Annotated in this window: 1 protein-coding gene; it reads left to right on the plus strand. The window is 54.3% G+C overall.

Annotated features, from left to right (window positions below):
- Positions 1-1,612: LAGLIDADG family homing endonuclease (locus tag V6D20_11580; protein ID HEY9816424.1), on the plus strand; the 1,612-nt coding region annotated here is incomplete at both ends.

Consider the following 1,612-nt stretch of genomic DNA (forward strand, 5'->3'; position numbering starts at 1 on the left):
AACCCAAGAAGATTGGGTGGGTTTCCCCATCCCTACCTACGTGCAGGACGTGGAGGAGTATACCTTGCAGGATTGTTACGTCTTTGGGCTGATGTTGCGTGCAGGAACCATGGAACCCCTAGCCAGTACGGCAAGTGCTACACTTTCATCGCCTGTCACAGAGACACTGCAAGCCTATTTGCAAACCAGAGGTGTTTGCAGCACCTCTGCAGCAGTCAAGGGCCACTGCGACATCACGACAGAGTGGAAACTGCCAGGCTGGTGGAAGTTGACCTATGAAATGTGGCAGATGAAAGATGGTCTGCCTCCCCATCTTTTGTATCTACCACTGGACAAGACGCAGGCACTGTTGAAGGGTCTAGACGAGGCTTCCTCCGCTCCACTGCCATCAAAGTTGGCATCGAGTGTACGCTTCCTGCGTTTGAGAGTGGGACAGTTGCCTGGCCAATTCAGCCACGACGGTATCCTGTATGCTCGTGTCGCACATGTCTCCACGAATGACTTGATGCCACCTACGCGTGTGGTGGATCTCAAGATCAAAGGCACAGAAGCGCATGCTAACTACCTGACAGAGGGAGGCTTGGCGCACAATGGCGGTGGCAAGCGCAAGGGCGCTTTTGCAGTATATTTGGAGCCCTGGCACCTGGACATCTTTGATTTCCTGGACCTGCGTAAGAATCACGGACATGAGGCGGATCGGGCGCGTGATTTGTTCCTGGGTCTGTGGGTGCCAGATCTGTTTATGCAGCGGGTCGAGGCGGATGGACCCTGGACATTGTTGAGTCCCGACACTGCACCAGGACTGCCCACTTCCTACGGCCCCCACTTTAACGCCCTCTACGAAAAGTACGAACAGGATCCCTCTGTCCCCAAGAAGACTGTGAGGGCCAGAAAACTGTGGGAAGCCATTCTGACGGCGCAAACAGAGACTGGTGCTCCTTACATGATGTACAAGGACGCCTGCAACAGCAAGAGCAACCAGAAGAACCTAGGAGTTATTCAGTGTTCCAACCTCTGTGTGCACGGCGACACAGTTATCCTTACGCGTACAGGACATCAGCGCATTGCCGACCTGAAAAACCAGCAAGTGGAGGTGTGGAACGGCAAAGAGTGGTCCAGTACCACTGTGCGCCAAACAGCACCCAAGGCTGTTATGAGGCGACTGGAATTTTCAGATGGCGCCTCTCTGGTGTGTACTGACTACCACAAGTTTTACGTGCAGGACACATACGACAGCAAGCCTCGCGAGGTGAGAGCGGAGGACTTGGTCCCTGGTAACAAACTGGCCAAGATGAGACTGCCTACAGAAGGGGCTCACGGCACTGAGCAATTCCCGTACGCCTACACCCACGGCCTCTTTTGTGGCGACGGAACCTACGCCGATATTCTCAATGTCCAGTTTCCCTTGGACCTGCCTCCAAAGTTTGCTGTTCCGTCACGATCCGACGCCCGTACCAAACTCGAGTGGTTGGCTGGTTACGCAGACGCCGATGGTACAGTGTCTCGTAACGAACTCCAGATCGGGAACATCAACCAAGATTTCCTGTTACAAGTGCGCTTGCTGCTCCAAACGCTGGGAGTACACGCGAAAGTGCAGCACAGTCTGCCCAAT

Source organism: Candidatus Obscuribacterales bacterium, assembly GCA_036703605.1.
In the GTDB taxonomy this organism is placed as follows: Bacteria; Cyanobacteriota; Cyanobacteriia; order RECH01; family RECH01; genus RECH01.